The sequence below is a fragment of the Salinivibrio sp. KP-1 genome (genome assembly GCF_000968645.1).
GTDB classification, from domain to species: Bacteria; Pseudomonadota; Gammaproteobacteria; order Enterobacterales; family Vibrionaceae; genus Salinivibrio; species Salinivibrio siamensis.
Genome location: NZ_LAQR01000001.1, coordinates 366,165 through 386,163, shown reverse-complemented (window position 1 = coordinate 386,163; position 19,999 = coordinate 366,165). Strand labels below are relative to the sequence as shown.

The window sequence follows — 19,999 nt, the reverse complement described above, 5'->3', positions numbered from 1 at the left end:
TTGGCAGCCATCGCTAACTAACTGCTACAGCAGGGCGAGAATCGCCTCGGCACTGGAGACTTCAAAGCTTTTTGGCGCTTCAACGTTCAAATGCGTGACGATGCCATTATCAATCACCATCGCATAACGCTGTGAGCGAATACCCCCAAACTTCCCTGAGTCCATTTCCAGGCCCAGCGCTTGGGTAAAGCTGCCATCGCCGTCGGCCAGCATATGAATCTGATTGGCGTTTTGTGCTTCGCCCCACGCCTGCATCACAAAGGCATCGTTGACGGAGACGCAAGCAATCATATCGACGCCTTTTGCTTTAATCTCATCCGCCTTCACCACAAAACCCGGTAAGTGGGACTCGGAACAGGTTGGGGTAAAGGCACCCGGCACTGCGAACAGCACAACCTTCTTGTTGGCGAAAAGGGCAGGAATGTCGTGGGTTTGCATGCCATCTTCGGTGAGTTCACTGAGCGTCGCGCTAGGTAAAGGTTGTCCTTGCTGAATCATGATGACTCCTTTAATCGTTGTATGATTGTTCATTCTCAGCATAACATGCGTATTCATAAGCAAACATATTCGTCCCCATCCGAGTCTCTTTATCGGTATCGTCTGTTTATCATTGTGTGCTTAGAGTAAACTATCGTTCACTTCATTCTGTTAATTTACATTGCGTTTATGTCATCTTCTTACTCTTTTCCCAATGTCCATCAGGCTTACCACGCCCATGTCTACTATGAGGCTGACACCGAAGCGCAGGCGGATATTATCTATCAAGCAGCCGCTGCATCGTCACTGCCTATCGACCTTGGCCGCTTTCATCGCAAATGCGTTGGCCCACACCCAAAGTGGAGTTTTCAGATCGCTTTTGACAAAGCCGCGTTCGATGAGGTGATGACATGGCTTGAGGCGCACCGGAGCGATTTAACCGTGTTCTTGCATGGCGTGACGGGCGACGACTACATAGATCATACTGACCATGTCGGTTGGATGGGTTCGCCTGTTGAACTCAATCTGGCCATGTTTAAGCCCAAGCAATGAATACGTTTCTTGAGTATCCGGCGCTCCTGATTTGGCATGGCGATGACGAACTCTCGTTTGCATCCGATCCGGCGTCGCTTAAGGCGCTGTGCGAAAACGTGATCACAGAAGACGACCGGCTGGTGGATAGCCAAGGCGTATGCTGGTTGAGCCAAGACGGCGGTCAGCACTGGCAGCCGAGTGGGCAAATCATGCCACTTGAGCAGCTCGTGGCACATGTCCAAGCGCATTATGCGCAATTGGGTCAGTGCTGTGTGGGAAAAATTCAATTCAAAGATAGGGCCGCCGCCATCAAGAGTGTGGCGACGGTCCCTGAGAATTAACGGCTGTCAGCAATGCGACGTGACACTTTTAACGAAAAGTGCGGACCAATACGCTTGATGTTCAAGCGCTGCTTGTGGCGCAATCGAATGTGGCAAAGCTCAAGTATCAAACCAAATGCCATCGCAACATACACATAGCCTTTGTTGATATGAATGCCAGCACCTTCGGCCATCAGCAGCACGCCGAGTAGCACTAAGAACAGCAAGGTCAAGGTTTTAAACCCAGGATAACGGCTGACCAGATTATTTACGGGTTCTGCCGCGATCATCATAATGATGGCGGCGGTAATAATGGCGGCGACCATCACGGGCACATCTTGGGTAAGACCCACCGCAGTGATCACTGAGTCCATTGAAAATACCGCATCTACCGCAACGATTTGCAGCAAAATCACTGCCATACCGGTGCGCACTTGTGTCGAGTGGGTAATGGGTTCGCCATGGCCCAACCATGCCCACAGCTCTTTGGTACTTTTTAGCAGCAAAAAGCCACCACCAAACAGCATGATAAGGTCTTTACCGGTAACCGGTTCCGTACCAATCGTAAACAGTGGCGCGGTCAACGACATGACCCAAGCGATGGAGAACAACAAGCCAATCCGGCTGATCACGGCAAGACCAATACCCAAGGTACGCGCGAAGCGGCGTTTCCCTTTGGGAAGACGCTCACACAATACGGAGATAAAGACTAAGTTATCGACACCCAACACCACTTCAAGGGTCAGAAGAGTAAAAAAGACCACCCAAGTTTGGGGTTCCATAAAGAGTGTTAACATACCATTGCCTCCTCATTAAAGGAAGCGGGGGAGGGCATAACACGACATCGGTCGCTGTCCATGGATTTTTGATTACCTCTGTGACTAAAGAGCGCTTATAAAAGCACTCACTTGACACCTTGGCAAGCAGACAAATAGCGAGTTGACCAAAAATTGACAAAGCATGTAAACGATCAAACCTGTTGCTGAGTAAAACTCATCGTGTTGGATTTAAAGAGGGAATAACAATGAAAAGAGGCTGGATGATTGGGTTATTGTCCTTAATATTGTCCGGATGCTTAGGCATGCCGAAACAAGTCACTCCCGTCAACGACTTTGAGCTTAACCGCTATTTAGGCACTTGGTATGAAGTCGCGCGACTGGATCACTCTTTTGAGCGGGGTTTATCGGATGTCACCGCAACATACAGCTTACGTGAAGACGGCGGCGTCAAAGTGATTAATCGTGGCTACAGCCGTGAAGAGGGTCAATGGCAAGAGGCAGAAGGCAAGGCGTACTTCGTTGAAAACGATAAGACGGGGTACCTAAAGGTATCGTTCTTTGGTCCTTTCTATGGCTCCTATGTGGTGTTTGATTTGGATGATGATTACCAATATGCCTTTATTTCGGGTCCTGACCACGATTACCTATGGCTGTTATCGCGCACGCCAACTGTCTCGGAGTCCGTGAAGGAGCAGTTTATTGCAGCGGCGAAACAGCGAGGCTTTGCCACCGAAGAGCTGATTTTTGTCGAGCACAGCCGCACGGACCCCAAACACAAGAAAACCCAGCAGTAGAAGAGAAGCATCATGCGAAAAACAGACAAGAAGTATGACAAAGCGATTCGAGAAGCACTGACTGACGTCTGTGAGTTGACAATGGAAAAGGTCGAGGGGTTTGAATGGCTCACGCATGAGGTGAATTATCAACGCTTTCCACAAAGCTTAACCGTGCGGCTGATGTTTAAAGACAGGCAAACGCTAGCTAGCTTTGAGCAGAGTGATGACTACCAGCCCGCACTGGATGATATGCAATCTCGCCTTGCAGCTGCAGGGGTCACACTGAAAAACATTACGCGCCATGTCCAGTTAGGCACTCTGTAAGGCTGTGATTGTTCGCACACTTAGCGGTTGGCTGACACGCTACAGTGTAAAGTCGGTCATTAGGAGAGTGCTGTGTATCAACTCGATACGTCAATTTGGATAGCTGATGGCGAGGCTGTTCCCTTTTTCACGCTGCCCTACACCACACGTATGGTGGTGGTGAGGCTTGCCGATCAGTCCCTATGGATTCACAGCCCGATAAAGCTCACTGGCGCACTGCGCAGTGAACTGGCGTCGTTAGGGGCCGTTCGCTATTTAATCGCCCCTAACCAGTTGCACCACCTCTACTTAGCCGAATGGGTTGAGGCCTTTCCCGAGGCGCAACTTATTGGCACCCAACAAGTGGCGAAAAAGCGAAAAGATTTACGATTTGATTATCATTTTGAAGATCTGCTTGAGCCCGCTTGGCAAGATGACATTGCCCAGTGTTTGGTTACAGGGTCTCCAGTGATGACAGAATGCGTGTTTTTTCATCGGCAAAGCCAAACGCTGATTGTCACTGATCTTATCGAAAATTTTCGTCCAGAGGCATTTCCACCTTTTAAACGCAAAATTGCCGAGTGGTCAGGTGTGACAGCCCCCAATGGTAAGACACCACTTGATTGGCGATTAAGCTTTTGGTTTCACAAAGACGAATTAGCAACACACATTCGCACCTTGATTCATTGGGCACCACAGCGTCTTGTCATGGCACATGGCGAAATCATTGATGAGGCGGTGCCCCATTTATTGCGCGCTTTTTCATGGTTAGGGAAAGACAAACTGACCGCCCCAACGGATTAAACCAAGGAGCAATGGTATGGAAGCACGAATTAGTATCATCACATTGGGGGTTGCAGATCTCTCTCACTCTTATGATTTCTATCGCCAGTTGGGATTCCCCACGCATAGTCATCCCGAAGAGGGGATTGTGTTTTTTAGTACGGCAGGCACACGCTTGGCGCTGTACCCCATTGATGCCTTGGCTGATGACATTAAACCTGGCACAGCTGTGGCGGAGACGGGTTTTGGTGGCATTACGTTGGCGCATAATACGCGGTCCAAAGAGGAAGTGGATGAGGTGTTGGCGTTGGCAGAGCGATGTGGCGGTCGTATTGTTAAACCCGCACAAGACGTTTTTTGGGGAGGCTACAGCGGCTACTTTGCCGATCCGGATAACTACCTTTGGGAAGTCGCTTATGGCGATTGTTGGCAGTTTGATGATAACGGCAGCCTTGTCTTGGACTAGTGACAGTCATAAAGGTGAACGCGTCGCCTACTTACATGATGACTTTCGATAAAGACATGGAGAGCGCAACAAGCTATGGAAAGCAAGAACCGTCAAACGGATACACATGTTGTTTTTAATCAACCAAAGCCGTTGGAAAATTATAATGCCTTCACTGCGGACCGTATTTTACAGTATTGGGTTACACAATTTGGCGGGCAATGGGGAAAAGACCGTTTAACGTCCTTTGGTGAACGTATTGGCGGCGACCTGTTAGAGGCGGGTATGGATGCGAATCAGTTTCTGCCCACTTTCCGGCCTGTTGACCGCTTTGGCTATCGAATTGATCAGGTTGATTATCATCCTGCGTATCATCAGCTCATGGCACATGCTATCGAGCATGGCCATTGCGCCATGCCTTGGTGTGAAAAAGCCTCGGGGCGTCATGTGGTTCGTGCTGCCATGGCATTTCTTCACACCCATGCGGATCCGGGCTCTGGCTGTCCGCTCACCATGACATTTGCCAGCGTACCCGCATTACAAGCTCAAGCAGATATCGCAGAAAAATGGCTGCCTAAAATCGTGAGTGGTCGCTACGATGGACGTAACATTCCTTGGTTTGAGAAAGCGGGTGTCACTATCGGAATGGCAATGACCGAAAAGCAAGGAGGATCGGATGTACGGGCTAATACAACCTATGCAACGCCTTGTGAAGCGCCCGGAGGAGGTAAACGTTATTCACTGGTGGGGCATAAATGGTTTTGTTCCGCCCCCATGAGTGATGCCTTTCTTGTTCTCGCACAAACTGACCACGGTTTGTCCTGCTTCCTGGTTCCACGTTGGCGAGAAGACGGGAGTAAAAACCCGATTCACATTCAGCGTCTGAAAGACAAGCTAGGAAACCAATCAAATGCCAGTTCGGAAATTGAGTTTCGTGATGCGCAGGGGTGGCTGTTAGGTGAGCCAGGAAAGGGTATTAAAACCATTATTCAAATGGTGGCATTAACGCGCTATGACTGCATGATAGGCTCTAGCGCTCTTATGGCACAAGCCACCAAAGAGGCCATTTGGCATACTGCAGATCGTGAGGTATTTGGTAAACCTTTGCACCATCAGCCATTAATGCAAAATGTTTTGGCTGATCTGGCCTTAGAGTCAGAAGCCGCGCTCGCGATCTCCATGCGATTGGCTCGGGCGCTTGAACAACTGGATAACCCACATGAAGCCGCCTTGGTTAGGATTGGCACGGCTATTGGTAAATATTGGATTTGTAAGCGTGCAGTACAACATACCTATGAAGCGATGGAGTGCTTGGGTGGGGTGGGTTATGTAAACGAAAATGTCGCCAGTCGGCTTTATCGTGAGGCACCTGTTAACGCCATTTGGGAAGGATCGGGTAATGTGCAATGTTTGGATTTAATCCGAGTGCTGACTCGAGAGCCGGATACTGTATCGGTCTTCATTGCAGAATTACGCTGTGCGACAGGGGCGAATGACGCTTTTGATAGAGCGGTAGATCTGCTGGAAGGACACCTAGGTAATGCTGAGATGTTAGCTTATCGTGCTCGCCAAGTGATAGAGAAAATGGCGATACTGTGGCAAGCTGCGACACTGTTGCGTTATGGAGAACCAGACATTGCCGAGTCCTTCGTGCAAGCGCGTGTCGAAACGTCAGAATATCATCAATATGGTACGCTCCCTTCGCAAATTGATATGACCGCGATCATCTCTCGCGCGATGCCGCAGTCCAGCGGATAAGCAAGAGGCCACTTAAAGGCGTCTGGAAAGACGCCTTTTTAGTCTCTAAACCCCGTTGCCTTACGCGGCTGCTAGCGTTTGAGCTTGACGGTTTGCATGCCAGACCAAGCCAAAGCCAATAATGACCACCGCGCAGGTTGATAGCATGACCGTGGTGACGGCGATCAAGCCGGAGGCTGCAAACGCAGACACCACCGCGCTCGCCACGAAGCAGACCATCATTTGCAAGAAGTTCAATAACCCCGCAGCGGTCGCGCTACAGGATTTGAAATCTTCCAAGGCGCGATTGACGACCAGTGGGTAGATGGCACCGTTCGCCGCTGCAAGGAAACAAAACGGACCTAAAATTGCCCAGATGTTGGTGACGTCGGTGCGCCAGCTGATCAAAAAGATAACCACGACACTGATGACAAACAGCTTAAGCAGCCAAGGCAAGATACTGTGATCTTTAAGCTTGTTGAGGGCATGACGACAGGCATAACCACCGACGACAAAAGCAATGGTTTGTGGAATATAGCTCAGACCAATATCCGCTTCGGTATAACCCATGGCGGACATCACGAACGGTGACCCTGTCAGATAGGCAAAAAATGCTGCGGAACAACCCGCGAAAATGAGCATATTACCGATGAATTTTTTTGATTTAAAAACTTGTTGGTAGTCACTTTTAAGTTTATCAATAATTTTAGTGTCTTGTACTGGCTTAGCTAAGCTTTCTTTTTCACGTAGAGTAAGTGCAACGAAAACAAGTCCTAGTGCAAATAAAACCACAAAAATACTGCGCCAATCAAAATGCTGGAGTAAGTAGGCACCTAATAATGGTGCTAGAGCTGGAGATAAGGCAACTAAAGGCATGATAGTGGCGAACACTTTCTGACCCAGTTTACCCTCATAGCGATCAATGACCACCGCTTGCCAAATCACAATCGCGCTACATGCGCCCAATGCTTGAACAAGACGTGCACCGAGTAGCAGATAAATATTACTCGCGAAAAGGCATACGACAGTCGCGACAATATAAAGAAGCAAGCCGATCAATAGCGCAGGCTTACGGCCAACGCGGTCGGACAGCGGACCATAAACCAGTTGACCGCAAGCCATACCAAGCAAAAATATACTTAAGGTCAACCCAATATTTGCGGACGATGTAGCAAAATCGACTTGCATGGCTTCAAAAGCGGGCAGATACATATCAGTGGCTAAAAAGCCCAGCATACTTAGCCCTGCTAGCCAGAACAGAGTGATAAACGGCACTTGTTTGTTCATTTTTTATCTCTTGATGTAAAGAATAGTGTAACAAGCAGTTTATGACTAACAATCTATGCTGTGAAACGCTATGATTTGAACATTGCTTTCAAAAAAATTGATTTGAATGTTTTCTTACCAAGATTTTCAAGTGATTGACGTGGTCGCACGGCGAGGAAGCTTTTCCGCGGCGGCCGACGAGTTGCACAAAGTGCCGAGTGCGGTGAGCTACACGGTGCGCCAGATTGAAGACAAACTGGCGGTTACCCTGTTTGAGCGGCTTCATCGTCAGGTTCGGTTGACGGCGGCGGGGGAGTTTTTTGTCTCTCAATCGCGTGAGATGATTAAGAACATGGAAACTATTCGCCAGCAAACACAACGTGTGGCCAATGGTTGGACACAAAGTGTCGCGTTAGCGCTGGACAACGTCGTGCGCGAAGATAGCGTCAATACGCTGGTGCGGGATTTCTACGATGCGTTTCCTGATGTCGAGCTGTTACTAACCATGGAAGTGTTTAACGGCGTATGGGATGCGTTGGCGGATGATAGAGCCGATATTGCGATTGGTGCCACGGCTGCCGTGCCAGTGAGCGGCGCGTTTCGCTATCGGGAAATGGGCACCCTGCGTTGGCGGTTTGTGGTGAGCCCCTCGCATCCACTCGTCCAGTGTGCCCAGCCACTGGCTAATGATCAGCTCGCGCCGTATCCGGCGATCTGTTTGGAAGACACCTCGCGCCGCTTACCGCGCCGTACCACTTGGCTATTGGATAATCAGCGCCGCCTCACGGTACCGAATTGGCACAGTGCCATGCAATGTTTTAAGGCAGGGTTAGGCATTGGTGTGATGCCTTCACACATGGCAGAAGATGCGATTGCGAGAGGAGAGCTGGTGGAGCTTGCGCTTGAAGAGCCGCTATTAAGCAGTCCGTGCTGCATTGCATGGCGCTCGGATAAAGAATCACCACCGGTGCGCTGGCTGCTCGATTACTTAGGCGATAAAGAGCAGCTGCAGCACCAGTGGCTATAAGCTAGGAGGAGGGCGTATCGAGCGTACGCAACGTTTGGTACCCCGCCCAGACTCGTGTTGCTGCGGTAATTAAACAGGCTGCGCCAAAGATGCCGGCAATCCACGCCATGTATGTTGGGAAAAGGCACATTAACACAAAACTCGCGATGGTCTCCGTTCCTTCGGTGATCCCGCCGATGTAATACATCGACTTATTGGCGTAAACCGGGTTATCAATCTGGTGTTTGCTGGCCATAATTGCAAACGCTAAAAAACTTGCGCCAGTCCCCATAAAGCAAAACAGCAAAAAACTGGCGGCGATGGCGTTATTGGCCGGATCGGCCAGCGCAAAGCCAAAAGGAATGGCAGCGTAGAAGATAAAATCGAGGGTAATATCTAAAAAGCCCCCCGCGTCCGTGAGCCCTTGCTCGCGGGCGAGGGCACCATCAAGGCCATCGAAAAGTCGGTTGATGATAATAAACACAAGCGCCAGCCAATAGATTTGTAGCGCGAGAGCGGGCACGGCCAGCAAGCCAATCAAAAAGCCTGAGAGCGTGACGGTATCGGGTTTTACCCTCCATTTTGTAAGCTGCACCGCTGCCTGCTTCAATGGCCAGCGGATTATCGCGATGGCGTAACGATCAAGCATTCTGCATCTCCTCGTGCGGTGCGGGGTCAGTCGGGCGAGCCGGCCAATTTAAACAGCGGCTCTGATCCGCAATATCCTCGGCATCATGCGTCACAATCAACGCAGGAATGTTTCGCTGCGCAATTTGCTCAAACACAAAGGCCCGAAAATCCCGTCGCAGCGGCTTATCCAGCTTACTAAAGGGTTCATCAAGCAAGATGGTATCGGGCGCGGCGAGTAATGCACGCAACACACTGATTCGCGCACGCTGTCCGCCCGAAAGCTGGCTGGGGGCATAATCCGCAAACTCCGCTAAATTGACAGACCCTAATGTTGCGATGGCCTGATCACGTTTTTGCGCTTTGCTCATCGATGAAGGCAGGGCAAAGGCTAAGTTTTGCCAGACGTTGAGATGCGGAAAGAGCAAATCATCTTGAAACAAAATCCCAATACGGCGCTGCTCCGGCGGTAAGTGATCAAAGGGCTCACCATTTAACGTCAGTTGACCGCTGTAATGCATCGGCGGTTGGATGTGCCCCGCCAATACACTCAGCAGACTCGATTTTCCGCAGCCACTGGGTCCCATCACGGTGAGTATTTCTCCCGGAGCGACCGAAAATGACAGCTCACGCACCAAACAGTGATCAGGCGCGTTTATGGTGAGTTGGTTGACACACAGTGTCATGGTGTTGAGCTCCTGAATAAGTTGGTGTTGATTTAGGTAAAAGGCGACGTTCAGCGAGGCGGCTCAGCACAGTGGCTAAGGCGAAAACGACAAGTGGAAGCATCGCTTGCATCAGCCCATACAGGCCACTGATACGGCGATCGAGGCCGCTCGATAAGCTAACTGCCTCTGTGGTCAGGGTATTAATGCGTCCCGCGCCCAGCAATTGTGTGGGGAGGTATTGCGCTAAGCTAACGCTTGCGCCGACCGCCCATGCCAAGATAATGGCGGGCAAAAGGAGTGGCAGTTTCACTCGCCACCATGCAAGCGTGGCGCTGACACCGAGGCTTCTGGCGGTTTGCATAAGACGCATATCAAATTGCTGCCACGGCCCATCGAGTGCGAGGTACACGTAAGGAAACGCGAAAAAAATGTGAGCCCAAAGGGTTGCCGGCACGTGCCACTGGCCGGGAAGGCTATACACCGCCACCTGAATACCGAACAAGATAGAGAGTTGAGGAACCAATAACGGAATGGCGATGATCGCTCTCGGCACTGAGCGTTGCTGATTGACTGACCGTTCCAGACATCCGATGGCAAATAGCAAGGCGACACTGGCGCTGATCACCGCCAGAACAATACTGTTCCCCGCCAATGACCACACATAGCTAAGCTCTTGCTCCCAAAACCGTAAGCTATATCGGCTGGGTAGCCAATCGGGAAATGACCAGCGCAGCGCGAATGACCACATCAGCAACACAGGCATAATTGCAAGGGGAGTGATAAACACCGGCCACCAGAGTGATTTGCCGGGTAACCATGCGTGGCGGCGGCCCGTGTATTGCCAGCGATTGAGACATTGGCAACCAAGCCACGCCAAAAAGCGAAATAGCAATAAGGCCAAGCCACACAGAGCAAACAACAGCAAGGCACCGGCTGAGGCTCTAGGCAATAGCGCTAAATCAGGGTCATTAAACCACTGCCATACCAATACCGCATAGGTGGGCGGCGTATTCGGCCCAAGGATCATCGCCACATCAACCACTGAAAGGCTGTAGGCGATGACGGCAAAAATCGGGAAACGCATTTTGGTCAGCCAAAGCGGAAGAATGACTTTTAACCAGGTTGCGGTGCGGTTGTACCCGAGGCTGGTTGATACCATCGTCAGCCGAGACACATCAATTTGACGCAGCACCGACAGACTCATCAATAGTAAAAACGGGGTTTCTTTTAGCGTCAGCGCCAAGGTGAGCCCAATAACATAAGGGTCTTGTACCAGCGCCCAAGTCACGGGTTGATCGCCGAGAAGGGGACTTAACAGGCGAAACAGCCAACCCGACGGGGATAGCAGCAAAACCAGACCAATCGCAAACGCGACGTGTGGTAATGCCAGTAACGCAGGCAAGCGTGCACTGATCTTTTGCCAAATAGGCGTGTGCCAAGTAGCCTGTAAAATCATAAAGCTAAGTGCCACCGCGAGCAGGCTACTGCCTAACCCCGAGATGAGCGTTAGCTGAATAGATTGTGATAGCCCCGGCCATGCCATGACAGCTTGCCAGCCGCTAAAGTTAGCCTCCGTCAGCCCTAGTGTGGGTAAGAATGCAAAGGCGGTCGCGAATAAGCCGCCCACCCCTGGCAACAAGGGTAGGCAGCACACCGTTAGGGTAATGGCAAACAGCAAACGTGCCATATCAACCTCTTTCTATTGGCCGTAGCGTTTCAGCCAAGCGCGCTCAAGCGCGGTTTGCCAGCTTGGGTGTGGCTCGGGTTGGGTGTTAAAGCGGCTGACTTCGGCGGTGTCAGGCAGCTTCACCACGGGTGGATCGCCCCATACTTGGGTATCGGCTTTGCGCAGCTGTGCCTTTTCGCTCATTAAGAAGTTGATGGCGACCATGGCGCCGGCTTTGGCATTGGCGTTGTATGGAATCGCCATAAAGTGAATGTTAGACAGCGCGCCTTGGTCAAAGGCAAACGCACGCGCTGATGGGGCAAGTTTTCCAGAGGCCACCGCCGCTTTTGCTGCATTGGGGTTAAACGCTATCGCGACGAGAAGCTCCCCATCGTCCAACAGTTGGATAGTTTCAGCACTACCCGATGGGAACTGCGCGCCTTCGCGCCAAGCGACTTGGTGCAGTTGGTCGAGATAGCGCCACAATGGGGCGGTCACGGTGTCAAAATCCACCTCATCAACCGGCAGGTACAGGGCTTCGGGCGAACCTGTCAGCTCAAGCAGCGCCGCTTTCAGAAAACTGGTGCCGTGGAACTCAGGGGGTTTGGGATAGCTGATACGGCCAGGGAAGGCTTTAGCTAGATCTAGCAGCTCGGCAAATGATCGAGGCGGATTAGCCAAGGTTTTCTGATCATGGATAAACACCAGCTGTCCCACCCCCCAAGGCGCTTCGAGGCCATCTGTTGGTTCAGTGAAGTCTTCTTCAACCGGTAAGCTTTTATCGACAATTTCCCAATTGGGGAGCGTGCTGACAAAAGGGCCGTACAGCAAATCATTTTCCTTCATCGATTTGAAGTTTTCGCCGTTAATCCAAACCATATCGACACTGCCGCCGCTATCCTTACCGGCGGTCTTTTCGGCAAGCAGGCGATTGACGGTTTCAGCGATATCCGCCACTTTGACATGTTTCAGGGTGACACCGTAATCGCGTTGTAACTCGCGGCTTGCCCAGCGCAGGTAAGCATTGATCTCTTGATTGCCGCCCCATGCGTTAAAGTAAACAGTTTGACCTTTGGCTTGTTGCTCAATTCTTTCCCAACTGTTGTTTTCCGCGCTTGCAGAGGCAGTAAAACTGGCAGTACTCGCAATTGCCAATGTTAACGCCGCTATCCAGTGTTTCATTGTCATCTTCCTTTTCAATTAGTGACGCATCCAACGATGATATTTTTCGACCCAGTTAAGCAGCTTCTCGGGTGCATGGGCTTGTTTCCACATCCCAGCGGTATACTTCACCGCTTCACTCATGGTCGGATACGGATGGACGGTGCCCAAAATTTTATTTAGTCCTAACCCATGCCGCATGGCGAGAGTAAATTCTGCGAGCAAGTCGCCCGCATGCTCGCCAACAATAGTCACACCCAGAATGGTATCTTTTCCTTTCGGTGTCAGCACCTTAATAAAACCGTGATCATTGCCATCAGCAATCGCGCGATCCAGATCATCAATGCCGTAATAGGTCACTTCCACTTCTTGCTGATTGGCTTTGGCTTCTTTTTCATTGATACCTACGCGTGCGACTTCTGGCGAGGTGTAAGTCGCCGCCGGCATCACTGAATAATCGGCTCGGAAGCGTTTGAATTGACCGAATAGTGCATTCACGGCGGCATACCACGCTTGGTGGGCACTGGCGTGGGTGAGCTGAAACGGCCCCGCTACGTCACCCACCGCATAAATATTGGGATAGGCGGTTTGCAGATACTCGTTGACTTGAATGGTGCCACGCTCGGTCACTGGAATATCGAGCTTTTCGAGACCAAATCCTTTGGTGTTGGCACTGCGCCCTAACGCGACCAGCACCGCATCAAATGCGACGGTTTTCTCACCGTCAGGCCCATCGAGTAAGGCGATTTGCTCATTATCACTGTGTTCAAATGCTTTGACTTTGTGCTGTGTTAAAATCGCGACACCGTCACCTTCTAACGCCTGTTCAATCAGTTTGGCGGCATCTTTATCCTCACGGCTGAGAAGTTGGTCAGCCATTTCTGCGAGCGTCACTTGGCTGCCTAAGCACGAAAAGCTTTGCGCCAATTCCGCGCCAATGGGACCACCGCCTAAAACCAACAACCGTGATGGCAGCTCAGTCAGAGACCAAATCGTATCTGAGGTGTAATGCGTGACCTCTGCCAAACCAGGAATGGGGGGCAGCATGGGGCGTGCGCCGGTCGCAATCACGATGTTGCGAGTGGTCAGTCGCTCGCCGTTCACCTCAACTTCCCATGGCGAAACGATGTGCGCTTCGCCTTGCACACACTCCACGCCGAGCTTGGTGTACCGCTCGACCGAATCGTGAGGCTCAATGTGGGTAATCACTTGTTTAACCCGTGCCATCACGGCCGAAAAATCAACAGCTGGCGTTTGGGTATGAATGCCAAACGTTTTGGCCTTGCCAATCTCTCGCATGGTTTTCGCCGCGCGTATTAGCGCTTTTGAGGGAACACATCCGGTGTTTAGGCAGTCACCTCCCATCGAACCTTTTTCAACCAGTGTGACTTTTGCTTTTACCACTGCAGCGATATAACTCGATACCAAGCCGCCTGCACCGGCACCGATCACCACCATATTGCGGTCAAACTGTTGAGGCTTGTTCCAACCTTGATAGCGTTTACGACGCGTGATCCAAGCCATGACCCACTTTGCCAGCAGTGGGAAGATACCCAGTAAGGCGAGTGAACCAAGCACCGACGGAGACACCACATCGCCGAGTGCGTCGATTTGGGCCAGTTGGGTCCCTGCATTCACGTAGACTGCGGTACCCGGCAACATACCGAGCTGACTGACCCAATAGAAGGTGCGGGTTTTGAACGAGGTTAGCCCCATCACCAAGTTAATCAGAAAAAACGGGAAAATAGGGATCAGGCGGAGGGTCAACAAATACAAGCTGCCGTCTTTCTCAATGCCACGATTAATGGTATCGAGCTTATTGCCAAATTTGGCTTGGACCCAGTCGCGTAACATAAAGCGACTCACCAAGAAGGCGAGGGTGGCGCCAATCGAGCTGGCAAAGGAGACCAACACCAATGCCCACCAAAAGCCAAAGAGTGCCGCGCCCAATAGACTGGCTACCGCCGCTCCCGGCAACGACAGGGCGGTCATCACCACATAGCCGGCGAAAAACACCAAGCTCGCGGTGGTCGCGTTTTCGATAATGTAATCGTTCAATGCCGCTTGTTGCGCCTTGGCGTTTTCCAGTGTCAGCCACTGGCTGAGATCAAAACTAAACCAGAGGGTAATAAGTGCAGCAATCGCAAAGCCAAGTAAGATCTTTTTTATTGGCATACGGTATCTCGTCAGGTAGCAAATAGGATCCAGTTATAACATTAGGTGCTGTAGATTAATTAACTGGCTGATTTTTCTGTTGCATTAAGAAACTGTGCTCTTAATCGTACCTAGAATCAGACCTGATCGATCGCAGGAGACTTTCACATGGAGTGTAAAAAAAGTGTGGTTGACGCTTTTTTGAGCGAAAAGAGAGAGGCGACACCGCCCTAAGGCGGTGTTGGACGCGAACATTGCTCACAGAATAAGTAGAGTCAGAGTAGAGAGTGTTATTGTGAGGTGTTATTTCTCTAGGTGTTGTAATAACTCTTGGCGGCGTTGGGGTGGGACAACTGACCAGTGCTTGCCAGTAATCGCGCCTTCTAGTGACCATAATAGCTCCAAGCTTAGGTCTTTATCATGTGCAGAGACGAGTGCTTTGTAGGCGTTGACTGCTCCCTGTTGATGAAGGGATTCAGGCGAGTCGATCCCTGCCTTTTTCAGCATTCTTTCGGTGGCTAGTCGAAGGTTTGGGAGATCTTTCAATCGCGACGGACTGGTTTCGGTTTTTAGCGAACGATCGCGAATGGCAACATCGAGTGCACTTTTAGCTTCACTGATGAGTTTTTGGTGATTGTCCCACCAAGCATCAGGAATGGCAAAGTACTTGGTGACCACCGGGAAACCACGTTTCTTGTATACATAGGGAGCGAGGCCCTGTTGTTTAAGTAAAGCTTCGTTTTCTTTGCCGGCGCGTAGGTGAAGGGTGTTATTGACGACAAGGGCGAACATGGTGTCTTCACAAAATAAGCCAAATCCGCCGAACATGGATCGGGATTTGATATTGCCAAAATCGGCAAATAAACGCATCGCGTCTTTTAAAGCTGGTTTATCCATTAATAACAATCTCGATGAATGCAAATGCCTAAAAATGATGTGTCAGTGTAACAAGGCAAACAGGCAGGATTGTCAAGAAGTTATCAAAATATCAATAATGATACCTCATATCGCATTGACGCCGTCTTCAGCTTTATAACAACGATGCTGGCAACCCCGCTACCGTGACTGACTGATACGATTGTTCAGCGTCCGTAGGCCGGTGGCTTTGCGTCCCATGCTTTCGCCATGGTTTGCCTTGTTCAAACAGAGATAAGCATATAATAATTAGACAGTGATGTCGCCCTCACTAACCACACAAAGTGTGATTTTGGTTCAAAAAGTTTGTAATTGACAAGTTAGAGTAAAGGTTCTTTTTGGCTCAAGAGAGGGGAAGAAGCCACCATGCCCAATGACATAGCAGCTTAAAAAGTTATTATAAAACACTAATTTATCGTTTTTACAGATTCCCGACTAATGAGCTCGAGATCCATTTCAAATACTTGCTGTTGCGTATCATTATCGTTAATGCGTGCAAGCAAGAGTTTAACAGCGGTCTTACCGAGTCGCCGCTTAGGTTGGTGGACGGTCGTCAGTGGTGGTGAGTAATACTCGGTCAGATCAATATTGTCATAACCAATCACAGAAATATCTTCAGGTACCTGCAACCCCGCTTGGTTAAAGGTGCTAATTGCGGCGAGCGCCATAATATCGTTGAAGCAAAACACGCCCGTGGGACGATGAGTCATATCAATGAACTGTTGCGCAGCGACTTTGGCCTGATCTGCCTCGAAATCAGCCTCTACGATCCAGTCAGGGTTCGCTGTTATATTGGCTTCATCCAGTGCACGGTAAAATCCTGCTAGTCGTTGTTTACAGGTATTTTTATCCATTTGACCGGAAATACAGCCTATTTGGGTATGGCCATTGTCAATAAAGTGTTTGGTTGCCAGGTATCCGCCTAACTCGGCATTGTCTTCGATGCGATCGGTGTTGATATGATGACTCCCCCAATCCATTACCACCATCGGGAGATCGCGTTTCTTCTCTAACAGCAGCATGAGATCTTCATTGAGATCCGAGCACACCACAATCAAACCATCGACACGTTTTTCTGACAACATGCGTAAATAGTCACGCTGTTTTTCTAGGTTACCCTCGGTATTACATAAGATCAGGGTATAACCTTGCTCATAGCAATAATCTTCTACACCGTGAACCAGTTCAGCGAAAAAAGGGTTGGTTGATTTGGTCACCAACATACCAAGCGTGCGCGTCGTATTACACTTTAAACTACGCGCGACCGCACTTGGCGCATAATTAAGGTCTTCAACGGCTTGCCAAACCTTCTCGGTTGTTTTCTCTGCGACAAAGCGGGTCTTATTGATAACGTGTGAAACCGTGGTGGTTGAAACGCCCGCGAGACGCGCGACATCTTTAATCGTTGCCATCTTAATTCTTCTATATTGTGAAGCCTTGGGATCGTTACTCGCGACCTTACAGAAAAACGCCGCTGTAACGCAGCGGCGTTGTCTTTCACAATCCCGGCTCATCAGAGGGTTGCGAAGGTAACGAATCCGATTTCATCCATTCTCATAGTTAATCGGTTGCGGTCTCAGTTTACTTAGGTTGCTGCTCAGTCGCAATTGGTCTGATGAGCAAGCCATCACCAACAGGTGGTTTTGTGACCCAGCTATGCTCTTGCAGCGTGATCTCATTTTCTTCACAGTCGGCAAAATTGTCATTACGTCACTATCAGTGGGCAAGCATGCGTTGGGTGTGTCATTACTGTCAGTGGGTGTTGATAAATCTCAGTCATCTGGTGGTGCGTAAAGCATTGCCAAGGCGTTCCCGAGAGAACCATTTCGCCTTGTTTCATAAAATAAAGATAATCAGCGTAGCGACTGGCAAGGTTAAGATCGTGCAGTACGATGATCACTGTCATTCCTTGATCAACCAGTGCCCGGCATTGCATGAGCGTTTGGTGTTGGTGACTAATATCAAGGGCAGATGTCGGCTCATCAAGCATCATCATTGCACGAGTCGGTTCAGTGTTCGCTAATTGCATGGAAATACGCGCCATATGCACACGCTGTTTTTCACCGCCCGACAGAGTGGGGTAGGCACGATGTGCAAGATGAGATACATGCCATTGATGTAGCTGCTCTTCGGCTAACGCTCGGATTTGTTTACGGTTTGCTTTTAATGGTGTGCCGCCCATTTCGACGACGTCTTTAACCGTAAACGCAAAGGTTAACCCGCTGGTTTGCGGCAAAAAGGCAACCTGTCTCGCGAATGTATCACGAGGCCATGTCGCTCTTGACGCTGACCAAAACAATACGTCGCCTTGTTGGTGTTGCTCACTCATCAGCTGTTTGAGCAAGGTACTTTTACCCGCTCCGTTCGGACCGAGTAAGACATGTAACTGTCCACTTTGAAACGCGACATTGATGTCGCGAAGCAGTGGGCGTTGGCCAAGGGTGTAATGAAGGTGTTGAACATGAAGCGCCGTACGAGACATTAGTGCACCATCGTTTGTCGTTGCTGAATAAGAAGCCAGATAAAAAAAGGTGCGCCCATCAAAGCGGTAATAATGCCTACGGGCAACTCCGCAGGTGCGACAATCACTCGAGCAATAATATCGGCAAGCGTGAGTAAAAGTGCCCCCAATACTGCAGATAAAGGGATGAGCATACGGTGGTCGGGCCCAACGATCAGGCGGCCAATATGCGGTACCACTAAGCCAATAAACCCAATCAATCCCGCAGCACTAACGGATACGCCCATCCCGGCAGCGGTTGCAATGATCAGCAAACGTTTTAGGCGGTGAATATCTATCCCTAAATACGCGGCTTCGTTTTCACCGAGCAATAAAGCATTCACCTGATGAGCACGACAACAAGCAAACACCGTGAGAGCGACAGCCGCCACCCCAGTTAAAACGATTTGCCCCCAACTGGCACCGGTCAGTGATCCCATAGACCACAATGCGATATCGCGTAGGGTTTGATTGTCGGCCACATAGTTGATCATTCCCAGCGCCGCGCCTGATAGCGCGCTGATAGCAATACCGGCCAATAGCATGACGGTAACGGACGTGCCCATCGCGGTGGTGCCGATTCGGTATACAAATAACGTTGCGAAAAGTGCACCAAAAAAAGCAAATAGAGGCACTGATAAGTGAAACGCCATGTTTGTACTGCCAAATGACAATAACAACAGCCCCAGTGCACCGCCTAGAGACGCCCCCCCTGAGACACCAATAATCCCAGGATCCGCGAGAGGGTTACGAAATAGTCCTTGCATTAATGCACCGGAAACGGCGAGTAAAGCGCCCACAAATAAGCAAAGCAGCGTTCGGGGCAGTCTGACTTGCTGCACGATGGCTAATACATGAGGCTCAAGCTGGTCTTGCCAAGGCGTTAGACTTTGTAGACTGACGAGCCAACCTAACTGCCATTGACCGACTGCAATCGAGGTCACCGATACGGCAAGCAACAAAATGATCAGCGCGGGAAAGAGTCGCTGATAAGGATGCTGTATCTGTAATGGCATCACTGGCTAAGCTCTATTAACTGTGATTGCACACGAAGCGCCTCATCTAAGCTTTTCAGGCTCAAACCGCCAACCAACACACTGCCATCGATCGCGAGGATCTTGTTTTGCTGAAAGGCTTGGGTGTTTTCTAGCAAGGGGACGGCATTGGCAAGTCCTGTCAAGCCACCCAATTGGTCCAAAGAACGTTGCATCACCAAAATAAAATCGGGATTAAAACCGAGCAGCGCCTCGGGTGAGAGGGGTTTATAGCTGGTAACCGTATTGGCAGCCGGATTAGTCGCGCCGATAAGCTCAATGAGCGTATTGGGTGTCGTGCTCGCGCCGGCAATACTCGCGGGACGACCTTGGTGAACAAGTAAGAAAACCCCCTGCTGTGTCGACGCTAGGGCGCGACGTTTCAGTTGCGTGAGTTTTCCATCGACCGCACGAAGCAGGGGTGCCGCTTTACTTTGCTTGTCTGTGAGGTTGGCAACTTGGGTTATGCGCTGTTTCAGTGCCGCCACCGTCGGTGCACTGGGTAGCGCAACCACCTTAACCCCGGCATTGTCGAGCTTTGTTAATACAGGTTTGGGACCCATTTCCTCAGAGCCTAACAAAAGCGTGGGTGACAATGAGAGTACCCCCTCTACTGATAACTGACGGTGATAACCGATATTGGGGACATCTTTATTATTAAGCTGGCTCGTGGCATCAATCCCCACAATTTGTTTTTCTGCCCCTAGATCAATCAGTAGGTCAGTAACACTTGCCCCCGCACTCACTATGCGTGGCGATGCGTGAATTGAAAATGAAACGAGTGTCATCATGAGGGCAATCAGTCGAACAGCAGCGGTTGCCATGCTTTATCCTTATTTTTCAGTGTC

21 protein-coding genes and 1 riboswitch are annotated in these 19,999 nt (G+C 50.3%); of the genes, 8 read left to right on the top strand and 13 right to left on the bottom strand.

All coding sequences use genetic code 11. The annotated features are described in order from the left end of the window. Positions 1-24 precede the first annotated feature (24 nt). Complete coding sequence (locus WN56_RS01710; protein WP_046073324.1) at positions 25-498, bottom strand: peroxiredoxin; 474 nt, start codon at positions 496-498, stop codon at positions 25-27. 168 nt (positions 499-666) lie between these two features. Between WN56_RS01710 and WN56_RS01705 the strand changes: the two genes are divergently transcribed. Both WN56_RS01705 and WN56_RS01700 read left to right on the top strand, forming a co-directional pair. Next, positions 667-1,029, top strand: coding sequence for a DOPA 4,5-dioxygenase family protein (locus WN56_RS01705; RefSeq protein WP_046073323.1), 363 nt, complete (start codon positions 667-669; stop codon positions 1,027-1,029). Beyond that, positions 1,026-1,352 carry a DUF4144 family protein gene (locus WN56_RS01700; RefSeq protein ID WP_046073322.1) on the top strand — a complete coding sequence of 109 codons (327 nt, stop codon included), beginning with the start codon at positions 1,026-1,028 and terminating at the stop codon, positions 1,350-1,352. Before WN56_RS01705 ends, WN56_RS01700 begins: the two co-directional genes overlap by 4 nt. On the opposite strand, the gene WN56_RS01695 is transcribed toward WN56_RS01700, so the two are convergent. Further along, positions 1,349-2,128, bottom strand: a complete 780-nt coding sequence (locus WN56_RS01695) for a TerC family protein (protein WP_046073321.1) — start codon at positions 2,126-2,128, stop codon at positions 1,349-1,351. The two genes, WN56_RS01700 and WN56_RS01695, sit on opposite strands and share 4 nt — an antisense overlap. A 227-nt stretch (positions 2,129-2,355) precedes the next feature. On the opposite strand from WN56_RS01695, the gene WN56_RS01690 reads away from it, so the two are divergent. The 5 genes from WN56_RS01690 to WN56_RS01670 all read left to right on the top strand — a co-directional run bounded on the left by WN56_RS01690 (position 2,356) and on the right by WN56_RS01670 (position 6,175). Beyond that, positions 2,356-2,904 carry a lipocalin family protein gene (locus WN56_RS01690; protein WP_046073320.1) on the top strand — a complete coding sequence of 183 codons (549 nt, stop codon included), beginning with the start codon at positions 2,356-2,358 and terminating at the stop codon, positions 2,902-2,904. Positions 2,905-2,916: 12 nt separating this feature from the next. Beyond that, positions 2,917-3,210: a hypothetical protein gene (locus tag WN56_RS01685; RefSeq protein ID WP_046073319.1), complete on the top strand. Its 294-nt coding sequence runs from the start codon at positions 2,917-2,919 to the stop codon at positions 3,208-3,210. A gap of 72 nt (positions 3,211-3,282) precedes the next feature. Beyond that, complete coding sequence (locus tag WN56_RS01680) at positions 3,283-3,993, top strand: DUF4336 domain-containing protein (protein WP_046073318.1); 711 nt, start codon at positions 3,283-3,285, stop codon at positions 3,991-3,993. A gap of 16 nt (positions 3,994-4,009) precedes the next feature. After that, positions 4,010-4,438: a VOC family protein gene (locus tag WN56_RS01675; RefSeq protein ID WP_046073317.1), complete on the top strand. Its 429-nt coding sequence runs from the start codon at positions 4,010-4,012 to the stop codon at positions 4,436-4,438. A 75-nt stretch (positions 4,439-4,513) separates the two neighbouring features. Continuing rightward, complete coding sequence (locus WN56_RS01670; protein ID WP_046073316.1) at positions 4,514-6,175, top strand: acyl-CoA dehydrogenase family protein; 1,662 nt, start codon at positions 4,514-4,516, stop codon at positions 6,173-6,175. A 60-nt stretch (positions 6,176-6,235) separates the two neighbouring features. Here the strand turns inward: WN56_RS01670 and punC are convergent, their stop codons facing one another. Then, positions 6,236-7,441, bottom strand: a complete 1,206-nt coding sequence (gene punC, locus WN56_RS01665; RefSeq protein WP_046073315.1) for a purine nucleoside transporter PunC — start codon at positions 7,439-7,441, stop codon at positions 6,236-6,238. Between the two features lie 106 nt (positions 7,442-7,547). On the opposite strand from punC, the gene punR reads away from it, so the two are divergent. Continuing rightward, positions 7,548-8,447 (top strand): DNA-binding transcriptional activator PunR, encoded by a 900-nt coding sequence (gene punR, locus WN56_RS01660; RefSeq protein ID WP_046073314.1) that lies wholly within the window; start codon positions 7,548-7,550, stop codon positions 8,445-8,447. A 1-nt stretch (position 8,448) separates the two neighbouring features. Here punR and WN56_RS01655 read toward each other — a convergent pair whose 3' ends face one another. The 10 genes from WN56_RS01655 to WN56_RS01610 form a co-directional block, all read right to left on the bottom strand. Next, on the bottom strand, positions 8,449-9,075 hold the full coding sequence (locus WN56_RS01655) for a CDP-alcohol phosphatidyltransferase family protein (RefSeq protein WP_046073313.1): 627 nt from the start codon (positions 9,073-9,075) through the stop codon (positions 8,449-8,451). Continuing rightward, a complete protein-coding gene (locus WN56_RS01650) occupies positions 9,068-9,739 on the bottom strand; it encodes an ATP-binding cassette domain-containing protein (protein ID WP_046073312.1) in 672 nt (223 codons plus the stop codon). Before WN56_RS01650 ends, WN56_RS01655 begins: the two co-directional genes overlap by 8 nt. Further along, positions 9,699-11,408, bottom strand: a complete 1,710-nt coding sequence (locus tag WN56_RS01645; RefSeq protein WP_046073311.1) for an ABC transporter permease — start codon at positions 11,406-11,408, stop codon at positions 9,699-9,701. Before WN56_RS01645 ends, WN56_RS01650 begins: the two co-directional genes overlap by 41 nt. Positions 11,409-11,420: 12 nt before the next feature. Beyond that, the gene (locus WN56_RS01640; protein ID WP_046073310.1) at positions 11,421-12,575 is read right to left on the bottom strand and encodes an ABC transporter substrate-binding protein; all 1,155 of its coding nucleotides are present in this window, start codon (positions 12,573-12,575) and stop codon (positions 11,421-11,423) included. Between the two features lie 12 nt (positions 12,576-12,587). After that, positions 12,588-14,723: a dihydrolipoyl dehydrogenase gene (gene lpdA, locus WN56_RS01635; RefSeq protein ID WP_046073309.1), complete on the bottom strand. Its 2,136-nt coding sequence runs from the start codon at positions 14,721-14,723 to the stop codon at positions 12,588-12,590. A 282-nt stretch (positions 14,724-15,005) separates the two neighbouring features. After that, entirely contained in the window at positions 15,006-15,599 is a 594-nt protein-coding gene (locus WN56_RS01630; protein WP_046073308.1) for a TfoX/Sxy family DNA transformation protein, read from the bottom strand. A gap of 146 nt (positions 15,600-15,745) precedes the next feature. Further along, a riboswitch (cyclic di-GMP riboswitch) is annotated at positions 15,746-15,847 on the bottom strand. Positions 15,848-16,024: 177 nt separating this feature from the next. Beyond that, positions 16,025-17,029 carry a substrate-binding domain-containing protein gene (locus WN56_RS01625; RefSeq protein ID WP_046073307.1) on the bottom strand — a complete coding sequence of 335 codons (1,005 nt, stop codon included), beginning with the start codon at positions 17,027-17,029 and terminating at the stop codon, positions 16,025-16,027. A gap of 293 nt (positions 17,030-17,322) precedes the next feature. Continuing rightward, positions 17,323-18,099, bottom strand: coding sequence for a heme ABC transporter ATP-binding protein (locus tag WN56_RS01620; RefSeq protein WP_046073306.1), 777 nt, complete (start codon positions 18,097-18,099; stop codon positions 17,323-17,325). Next, positions 18,099-19,133, bottom strand: a complete 1,035-nt coding sequence (locus WN56_RS01615; protein WP_046073305.1) for an iron ABC transporter permease — start codon at positions 19,131-19,133, stop codon at positions 18,099-18,101. Before WN56_RS01615 ends, WN56_RS01620 begins: the two co-directional genes overlap by 1 nt. Further along, entirely contained in the window at positions 19,133-19,975 is an 843-nt protein-coding gene (locus WN56_RS01610; RefSeq protein ID WP_046073304.1) for a hemin ABC transporter substrate-binding protein, read from the bottom strand. Before WN56_RS01610 ends, WN56_RS01615 begins: the two co-directional genes overlap by 1 nt. Between the last annotated feature and the right edge of the window lie 24 nt (positions 19,976-19,999).